At 61.0% G+C, this 8,699-nt stretch carries 6 protein-coding genes; all 6 read left to right on the top strand.

Annotation, left to right across the window (positions count from 1 at the left end; translation table 11 throughout):
* Nucleotides 1–254 precede the first annotated feature (254 nt).
* The 6 genes from ebgA to PG892_RS20150 all read left to right on the top strand — a co-directional run bounded on the left by ebgA (nucleotide 255) and on the right by PG892_RS20150 (nucleotide 8,589).
* Nucleotides 255–3,329: a beta-galactosidase subunit alpha gene (gene ebgA, locus PG892_RS20175; protein WP_270825771.1), complete on the top strand. Its 3,075-nt coding sequence runs from the start codon at nucleotides 255–257 to the stop codon at nucleotides 3,327–3,329.
* Entirely contained in the window at nucleotides 3,326–3,781 is a 456-nt protein-coding gene (locus PG892_RS20170) for a beta-galactosidase subunit beta (RefSeq protein ID WP_210556903.1), read from the top strand. The genes ebgA and PG892_RS20170 overlap by 4 nt, the downstream gene beginning before the upstream one ends.
* A 103-nt stretch (nucleotides 3,782–3,884) precedes the next feature.
* Entirely contained in the window at nucleotides 3,885–5,330 is a 1,446-nt protein-coding gene (locus tag PG892_RS20165; protein ID WP_264787118.1) for an amino acid permease, read from the top strand.
* A 62-nt stretch (nucleotides 5,331–5,392) separates the two neighbouring features.
* A complete protein-coding gene (locus PG892_RS20160) occupies nucleotides 5,393–5,731 on the top strand; it encodes a tRNA-binding protein (RefSeq protein ID WP_026080427.1) in 339 nt (112 codons plus the stop codon).
* A 215-nt stretch (nucleotides 5,732–5,946) separates the two neighbouring features.
* Entirely contained in the window at nucleotides 5,947–7,344 is a 1,398-nt protein-coding gene (locus tag PG892_RS20155) for an amino acid permease (RefSeq protein WP_270825773.1), read from the top strand.
* A 273-nt stretch (nucleotides 7,345–7,617) separates the two neighbouring features.
* On the top strand, nucleotides 7,618–8,589 hold the full coding sequence (locus PG892_RS20150) for a bile acid:sodium symporter family protein (RefSeq protein ID WP_069784189.1): 972 nt from the start codon (nucleotides 7,618–7,620) through the stop codon (nucleotides 8,587–8,589).
* Nucleotides 8,590–8,699: the final 110 nt, after the last annotated feature.

Genomic DNA, 8,699 nt, shown 5'->3' with positions numbered 1-8,699 from the left:
CCGATGTGGAGCGGGTGATGTCACTTTGTAGCCGAGATTGGATAAAACTGACCTAATGTTTAATCCGATTGGTATCATCAACATCCATGCCACACCCATCCGCCCTATTCCCTTTTATCTTCCGCTTCTGATCTCGCTCACAAAACCATCCGCTCACTGTGATCAGGTTAAAACTTTACCTATTCAAAACTGATATTTAGTAAATATTTATCTAGAATTTACCCAGTTAACGTTGCCTTGTTCCGGGAGGACATGTGAATAACTGGGAAAACGTCCAATTCGTTGGTGAAAACAGGCTGGCTCCGCGTGCCTACTTCTTCTCTTATGCCGACCACGCGCTGGCGGCCACCATGCAGCGCGAGCTGAGCCGCCGTTTTCTGAGCCTTAGCGGTCAGTGGCAGTTCCACTACTTCGACCACCCCCTGCAGGTGCCGGAGGCCTTCTATCACAGCCCCATGAGCGACTGGGGCCAGATAGCCGTCCCCAACATGTGGCAGATGGGGGGGCACGGCCAGCTGCAGTACACCGACGAGGGCTTCCCCTTCCCCATCGATGTGCCCTTCGTGCCGACCAACAACCCCACCGGCGCCTATCAGCGCAGCTTCACGCTGAGCCCGGCCTGGGATGGCGAACAGGTGATCATCAAGTTTGACGGGGTGGAGACCTACTTCGAGGTCTATGTGAACGGCCACTACGTCGGCTTCAGCAAGGGGAGCCGCCTCACCGCCGAGTTCGATATCAGTGCCTACGCCAAGGTTGGCGAAAACCAGCTGTCGGTGCGAGTGATGCAGTGGGCGGACTCCACCTACATCGAAGATCAGGACATGTGGTGGATGGCGGGGATTTTCCGCGACGTCTACCTGGTGGGCAAACCGGCGGTCCATGTGCAGGACTTCTTCATCCAGACCGCGCTGGCCGACGACAACCGGAGCGCCACCCTGAGCTGCGATATCCAGCTGGAGAACCTGGGCGAGTCGGCCAAGGATCACCGTCTGGCCTGGTCGCTGCTGGATCAGGGCAGCGAGATCGCCAGCGGCTCGCTCGACCATCTCGCCATCGATGACAAGTGTGATTGCCGCTTCACGCTGGATCTGGCCAATCCCCATCTGTGGAGTGCCGAAGACCCTTACCTCTATGAGCTGCAACTCTCCCTCTACAACGGTCAGGGCGAGCTGCTGGAAGTGATCCCACAGCGAGTCGGGGTGCGTGAAATCACCGTCAAGGATGGCCTCTTCTACGTCAATGGCCACTACCTCAAGCTGCACGGGGTGAACCGCCACGACAACGACCACCTCAAGAGCCGTGCGGTCGGCATGGATCGGGTGGAGCGCGATATCGTGCTGATGAAGCAGCACAACCTCAACTCGGTGCGCACCGCCCACTACCCGAACGACCCGCGTTTCTACGAGCTGTGCGACCAGTACGGTCTGTTCGTGATGGCGGAGACCGACGTGGAGACCCACGGCTTTGCCAACGTCGGCGATCTCAGCCGCATCACCGATGACCCCTTCTGGGAGCCGGTGTTCGTGGATCGCATCGAGCGCCACGTGCATGCCCAGAAGAACCACCCCTCCATCATCATCTGGTCGCTCGGCAACGAGTCCGGCTACGGCTGCAACATCAGAGCCATGTACCAGCGCTGCAAGGCAATCGACCCAACCCGGCTGGTGCACTACGAAGAGGATCGCGATGCCGAGGTAGTGGATGTGGTGAGCACCATGTATTCCCGCGTCTCCCAGATGAACTGCTTCGGCGAGTTCCCGATGGCGAAGCCGCGCATTATCTGCGAATACGCCCACGCGATGGGCAACGGCCCGGGTGGCCTCAGCGAATATCAGCAGGTGTTCGACCGTCATCCCCACATTCAGGGCCACTACATCTGGGAGTGGTGCGATCACGGCATTCTGGATCAGGACGAGCAGGGCCGCCCGGTCTACAAGTACGGCGGCGACTACGGCGACTACCCCAACAACTACAACTTCTGCATGGATGGCCTCATCTACCCGGATCAGACCCCGGGGCCTGGGCTGCGCGAATACAAGCAGGTGATCTGCCCGGTCAAGGTGCGCACTCTGGATCTGGCGAGCGGCAAGCTGGAAGTGGAAAACCGCTACTGGTTCTCCACTCTCGACGATATCCGCCTGCTGGTCGAAGTGAAGGCCGAGGGCGAACTGCTGGCCAGCCAGCAAATCCGGCTGGAAGGGATTGCCCCCGGTGCCACCACAGAGCTGCAACTCGAACTGCCATCCCTCGATGGGCGGGAAACCTTCGTCCAGCTGCGGGTCATCAAGGCCACCGCTACCTGCTACAGCGCGGCGGAGCATGAACTGGGTCAGTACCAGTTCCAGCTGAAAGAGTCGACTCGCCAGTTGCAGCCCTTTGCCAATCCCAACGCCACTCCGTTGCAGATTGCCGATGAGCGCCTTGACCTGACCCTAAGTGGCAGCGGTTTTGCCCTGCGCTTCTCGCGCCTCGAGGGCAAGCTGGTGAGCTGGCAGCAGGATGGTATCGAGCTCATCGAGCGAGCCCCACGCCTCACCTTCTTCAAGCCGATGATCGACAACCACAAGCAGGAGTACGAGAGCCTGTGGCACCCGAACCACCTGCAGATCATGCAGGAGCACTTCCGCACTCTGAGCTGGCGTCAGCTGGGCGAGGCGGTCGAGGTAACGGTTGAGAGCCTGATCGCGCCGCCGGTGTTCGACTTCGGCATGCGCTGCCGCTACGTCTACACCCTGAGCCCGAACGGTCAGCTGCACGTGGCGCTCTCTGGTCAGCCTTACGGCGGCTACGACGACATCATCCCCAAGATCGGCTTCGAACTGGGCATTCGTCAGGATCTCGACCGGGTGCACTACTACGGCATGGGACCGGGCGAGAACTATCAGGACAGCCGCCAGAGCAACTGGATCGACAGCTTCAACAGCACAGTCAGCGAGATGTGGGAGCACTACCCCTTCCCGCAGGACAACGGCAACCGTCAGCAGGTGCGCTGGGCGACCCTGACCAACCGCCATGGCGCCGGTCTCTACGTGCGGCCCGATGCCCCCATCAACCTGAGCGTCTGGCCCTACAGCTGGGAGCATATCCACGCGGCGCAGCACATCAACGAGCTGGAACCGAGCGGTTATCTCACCCTCAATCTGGATCACAAGGTACTGGGGCTCGGCTCCAACTCCTGGGGCTCCGAGGTGCTGGACTCCTGGCGGGTGCGATTCGAGCTGTTCAGCTTCGGCCTGACCCTGCTGCCCATCGCCCGTGGCAACCTCAATCCGGCTGCGCTGGCCGGGCTCGATCTCACCATCAACGGCGGGAGGAACCTCGCATGATCACCCTGGACAACCTGACCCTGTTCAAAAACATCTACCGGGAGGGCAAGAAGTGGGGCCGCTGCGTGGAGGCCATCAACAACCTGCCGAACCTCAAGCCCGGCATCTGTCACTCCATCGGTGACTCCCTCACCTATCGCTTGCAGGAGGGGGCCAGCCCGGCCACCTCCCTGTTCGAGGGGCAGCGCCGCTACTTCGACGTCCACTACTACCTGGAAGGGGCAGAGACGGTGGAGTGGGCTGCCAAGAGCGAGCTGGCGGTCGAGCAGGGCTATGACGATACCACCGACCGCGAGTGGCTGGCCGGTGAGGTGCGTGAGCGCCAGAAAGTCGGCAATGGGCAGGTGGTGATCTTCGAGAACGACGAGGCCTACCGCTTCGTCGGCGATGCGCCGGTGCGCAAGGTGATCATCAAGGTCACCGTCGAAGGCGGCTACTTCAAGAACAAATAACAAGCCGCCGGTTCTGCACTGATAAAAGCCGGAAGGGCGGGGCTCACCCTACACATCATGCCCCGCCCTTTCGCGGCAATAACTACAGGTCTGGAGATGCACCATGTCTGATTCCAAACGCAATACGATAGGCAAGTTTGGTCTGCTGTCGCTCACCTTCGCGGCGGTATTCAGCTTCAACAACGTCATCAACAACAACATCGAAATCGGTCTGGCCTCGGCCCCGATGTTCTTTCTGGCCACCCTTTTTTACTTCATTCCGTTTTGCCTGATCATTGCGGAGTTCGTGTCACTGAATAAGAACTCCGAAGCGGGCGTCTATGCCTGGGTGAAGAGCTCCCTCGGCGGTCGCTGGGCCTTCATCTCCGCCTACACCTACTGGTTCGTGAACCTCTTCTTCTTCACCTCGCTGCTGCCGCGGGTCATCGCCTACGCCTCCTATGCCTTCCTCGGCTACGAGTACATTCTCACCCCGGTGGCGACCACGGCATTGAGCATGGTGCTGTTTGCCTTTGCCACCTATGTCTCCACCAACGGCGCCAAGATGCTCGGCCCCATCACCTCGGTGACCTCGTCCCTGATGCTGCTGCTGACCCTCTCCTACATCCTGCTGGCGGGTGCGGCACTGGTGGGCGGCGTGCAACCGGCTGACCCCATCACGGTAGAGGCCATGGTCCCCGATTTCAGCTGGGCCTTCCTCGGCATCACCACCTGGATCTTTATGGCAGCCGGTGGCGCCGAGTCGGTGGCGGTCTACGTCAATGACGTGAAGGGCGGCTCCAAGTCATTCGTGAAGGTGATCATCGTCGCCGGGATCTTTATCGGCGTGCTCTACTCCATCGCATCGCTGTTGATCAACGTGTTCGTCCACAGCGACACCCTGAAATATACCGGCGGCTCGGTGCAGGTGTTCGAGGGGCTGGCTGCCTACTTCGGCCTGCCGGAGATCCTGATGAACCGTTTCGTCGGGCTGGTCTCCTTCACCGCCATGTTCGGCTCCCTGCTGATGTGGACGGCGACCCCGGTGAAGATCTTCTTCTCCGAGATCCCGGCCGGCATCTTCGGCAAGAAGACGGTCGAGCTGAACGAGCACGGCGTGCCCGCCCGCGCAGCCTGGATCCAGTACCTCATCGTGCTGCCGCTGATGGTGATCCCGACTCTGGGCTCCAACACCGCGCAGGAGCTGATGAACACCGTCATCAACATGACCGCTGCCGCCTCCATGCTGCCGCCGCTGTTCATCATGCTGGCCTACCTCAATCTGCGGCTGAAGCTCGACCACCTGCCGCGGGATTTCAAGATGGGCTCGCGTTCCACCGGCATCGCCGTGGTCTCGGTGCTGATCGTCCTCTTCTCGGTGGGCTTCCTCGCCTCCACCTTCCCGACCGGCGCCGACATCATGACCATCGTCTTCTACAACGTCGGCGGGATCGTGATTTTCCTCGGCTTCGCCTGGTGGAAATACAACCGCTACGAGGCCTCTCTCAGCGCCGAGGCGCGCGCGAAAGAGGCCGAGCCAGCGGCGCAGGTCGTCATCCAGCCGTCATGACCCCATCAAACCGGGTGGCCGTTGGCCACCCGCAAACCGTTGAACCAGAAAAGGAAAAGTGCATGAGCGAGACGATCGAGTTTGCCGAATTCAAACGGGTCGAGATGAAGGTGGGCAAGGTGCTGGAGGTGGTGCGCCACCCCGGGGCCGACAAACTCTACATCGTCCAGATCGACGTAGGGGGCGAGCGGCCGCTGCAGACCGTCACCAGTCTGGTGCCTTACTACAGCGAAGAGGAGCTGATGGGCAGCGAGGTGGTGGTACTGACCAACCTCAAGCCCACCAGGATGCGCGGTGAGCGATCCGAGTGCATGTTGCTCTGCGCCGAGACCCCGGACGAGAGCCAGAGCGTGCTGTTGCAGCCGCGGGTGCCGATGGCGCCGGGCACCCCGATCGTCTGAATGATATTGCGAGCCGGTGCGGTGAGATTGCACCGGTTCACCAGCGAGGCCGTCCACGCGGCCCGATCATAACAAGAGAGTAAAGCGCGGGGCCGACAGACCCTTGCCAAACACATCACAGAGTCACAGCGTTACCCGCAGGGAGCGCAAGTCCACTGGAGGACACCATGTCTGAATCCGTACGCGGCACCATAGGCTAGTTTGCCTTGTTGTCGATGACCTTTGCCGCCGTGTTCAACGTGCGCAACATCGTCAACAACAACATCGAGCTGGGGCTCAGCTCCGCCCCCATCTTCCTGCTGGCGACCATCGTCTACTTCATCCCGTTCGTTTTCATCATCGCCGAGTTCGTCTCGGCCAATAAAAACTCCGAGTCGGGGATGTACGACTGGCTTAAAAAACCGCTCGGCACCCGGATGGCCTATCTGGGCTCGTTTCTCTACTGGTTCGTGAACCTGTTCTGGTTCGTTTCCCTGCTGCCCAACGTCATCGCCTACGCCTCCTACGCCATGCTGGGCTATGAGTACAGCTTCTCGCCCATGGTCACCTCAGTCATTTCCATCGTGCTGTTTGCGGCGGCGACCCATATCTCCACCAAGGGGGCGAGCTGGCTCGGCAAGATTGCCGAAATAGTGGCCTACGGCGTCTTTGCCCTGTTCGCCATCTATGTGCTGGGCGCCCTGATGGCTTTGAGTGGCGATCATGTACCGGCCCAGCCCATCACGCTGGAGGCGATGACCCCTACCGTCAACTGGGCGACCCTCGGCATCATGTGCTGGATCTTCCAGGCGGCGGGCGGTGCCGAAACGGCGGCGGCCTACCTTAATGACGTGAAGGGGGGCCAGAAGTCCTTCATCAAGGTGATCATCAGCGCCGGTATCGTCATCGGTGCCATGTATGCGGTCGGTTCCCTGCTGGTGAACGTGTTCGTACCGCGCGAGAGCCTCACCTATGCCGGCGGCATGGTGGAGATCTTCACCGGTATGGCGCAGTATTTCGGGCTCTCCGAAGCGCTGGTGGGCCGCTTCGTCGGCGTGGTGCTGTTCATCGCCATGTTCGGCTCCATGATGATGTGGACCTCGGCACCGGTGAAGATCCACTTCTCCGAGATCCCGCAGGGGGTTTACGGCGAGAAGACCACCCAGCTCAACGAGCACGGCGTGCCGGTGCGCGCCGCCTGGTGGCAGTTTGTCTTCGTGTTCGCGATGCTGGTGGTCAACGGTTTCGGCTCCGAGTCGGTGCAGCAGATGATGAACACCGCCATCAACCTCACCGCCGGCACCGCCATGTTGCCGCCGATCTTCATCATGGTGGCCTACTTCGTGTTCCGCTGGAAACATGACGATACCCCCCGTGACTTCCGCATGGGGTCGCGCACCTTCGGGATGGGCGTGGTGTCTGTATTGATCGCCATCTTCGTGGTGAGCATGAGTGCCTCCGCCTTCCCGGCCGGGGTGGATCTGGTGCGCGCCTTCTTCATCAACGTCTTCATGACCGCGGTCTTCTCGGCGCTGGCCTACTGGTGGATCTCCCGCTTCGAGAAGCGCCAAGCCCGCAAGTCAGGTGGCAATGAGAAGAAAGCGGGCAGCGGCCCCCTGGCCAGCCAGCGCTGACCGGCATGTGGCAAACAGGAGACGGGCGGCCTTGGTCGCCCGTTTTTTGTTGGCCGGATCCGGGGCCGGAGGGGCAAAATCGTTTAGTTTTGCTGTGAGAATGCGCGTTATCGTTTAACAAAATGAAACAAATGAAGCTGCCGCTCAACTTTGCACCACAGGGTGTTCGGGGTAAGCTTGTCCCTTCGTATCCGGGGTCGCCGCCTGATGACGCCTTCCCCGTGCCCTGTCGTCCCCATCCCGTGCGGGACGCGCTTTCTCTGGAGACTCTCCGTGCGTCTGGATCCTTTTACCTCTGTGCTGATTGCCGTGGTGGCCCTGGCCTCCTTCTTCCCCTGCGAGGGGCAGGTGGCCGTCTGGTTCGGTCTGTTGACCAAGCTGGCGGTGGCGCTCTTGTTCTTCATGCATGGTGCCAAGCTGTCGCGCCAGAACCTGCTGGCGGGCCTCGGCCACTGGCGGCTGCACCTGGTGGTGATGGCCAGCACCTTCCTGCTCTTCCCGCTGCTGGGGCTCTTGCTCACGCCGCTGGTGCCCCAGTGGCTGAGCCCGGCCATCTATCTCGGCTTCTTGTATCTGTGCGCCCTGCCCGCCACCGTGCAGTCGGCCATCGCCTTCACCTCCATGGCGGGGGGCAATGTGTCGGCGGCGGTGTGCAGCGCCTCGGCCTCCAGCATCCTCGGCATCTTCCTCTCGCCGGTGCTGGTGGGGCTGATGATCAATGTGCAGGGGGAGGGGGTCGATACCTGGCACTCCATTCAGGCCATCATGGTGCAGCTGATGCTGCCCTTCGTGGTGGGCCACCTGTCGCGCCCCCTCATCGGTGGCTGGGTCGACAGCCATCGCCCGCTCATCGGCAAGCTGGATCAGAGCTCCATCCTGCTGGTGGTCTATGTGGCCTTCAGCGAGGCGGTGGTGCAGGGGATCTGGCACCAGGTCGGTTGGTATGATCTCGCCAGCATCGTGCTGCTGAGCTGCGTGCTGCTGGCGCTGGTGCTGGGGTGGAACGTCTGGATCAGCCGTCGCCTCGGCTTCAACAGGGCGGACGAGATCACCATCGTCTTCTGCGGCTCCAAGAAGAGCCTGGCCAACGGGGTGCCCATGGCCAACGTCATGTTCCCCGCCGCCAGCGTCGGGGTCATGGTGCTGCCCCTGATGATCTTCCACCAGATCCAGCTGATGGTGTGCGCCGTGCTGGCCCGCCGCTACCGCGAGCAGGAGGCCCTGCCCCAGGTACAGGAGGGGTAAGCGGTACGGATAAAAAAGAGGGAGGCCAGTGGGCCTAATGCCAGTCAGTTAAGCCTGACTGGCATTGTTTTTACTAGGTTTTCTCGTCGCATACTTCTGTGGTTTGGCTT

It is taken from the genome of Aeromonas sp. QDB68 (genome assembly GCF_027707405.1).
Lineage (GTDB): Bacteria > Pseudomonadota > Gammaproteobacteria > Enterobacterales > Aeromonadaceae > Aeromonas > Aeromonas caviae.
The sequence above is the reverse complement of the archived record's forward strand: the minus strand, read 5'-3'. Positions and strand labels throughout refer to the sequence as shown.

Coding starts and splice junctions, on each gene's coding strand:
- PG892_RS20170 (WP_210556903.1), top strand. CDS start 3,326: ATGATCACCCTGGACAACCTGACCCTGTTCAAAAACATCTACCGGGAG.
- PG892_RS20155 (WP_270825773.1), top strand. CDS start 5,947: ATGACCTTTGCCGCCGTGTTCAACGTGCGCAACATCGTCAACAACAAC.
- PG892_RS20160 (WP_026080427.1), top strand. CDS start 5,393: ATGAGCGAGACGATCGAGTTTGCCGAATTCAAACGGGTCGAGATGAAG.
- PG892_RS20165 (WP_264787118.1), top strand. CDS start 3,885: ATGTCTGATTCCAAACGCAATACGATAGGCAAGTTTGGTCTGCTGTCG.